The organism is Psychrobacter sp. T6-1, assembly GCF_052258445.1.
Window position 1 is genome coordinate 1 of the sequence record NZ_JBQQFC010000745.1, and the last position, 626, is coordinate 626.

Annotated in this window: 1 protein-coding gene; it reads left to right on the forward strand. The window is 46.0% G+C overall.

Annotated features, from left to right (window positions below; translation table 11 throughout):
* On the forward strand, positions 1-522 hold a 522-nt coding region (gene lipB, locus ACTXGO_RS15765; RefSeq protein WP_443575182.1), incomplete at its 5' end, for a lipoyl(octanoyl) transferase LipB.
* Positions 523-626: the final 104 nt, after the last annotated feature.

Sequence of the window (626 nt, forward strand, 5' to 3'; positions counted from 1 at the left end):
GGCGGGCAAGTCACTTGGCACGGGTCTGGGCAACTGGTGCTTTATTGGTTATTTGACTTGGACAGTTTGGGCTGGAGCGTACGTAACCTCGTCTCCCATGCTGAGCAAGCATTAGAGGATGTGCTCAATGACTGTTTGGCGTCTATGGATAGCCAAGACAATATCAGCGCTCATGCACGCCGCGATGCCCCAGGCGTTTACTTATATAGCCACATACCTGACTCTGACCATACTATTAAGCGTGAGACAATTATGCTCGGCAAAATCGCCTCTCTTGGGTTTAAGATCAAGCGCGGCTTTAGCTATCACGGTATTGCGCTCAACCTTAATTGCGATCTGTCCGCTTTTAATGCCATCAACCCTTGCGGGTACGCGGGTATGCAAATGCTACGTTTGGCAGACTTTGTCACTATGGACACCGACTCACTATCGTATGAGCAAGTGACGCAAAAACTTATCGATAATATCGCTAAGCGTCACGCCGGTTTCATTAAGCTGCGACCTCTTGCACCTAAAACTTAAAACGATAAACGCTCTAGCACAAGAGTATAAATCATAACTTTTGTGTTTTAAGCTTTTGAGTCCTATTTTGCATAATATCGTGCCAGCTTAGACTTAAGCAAAAT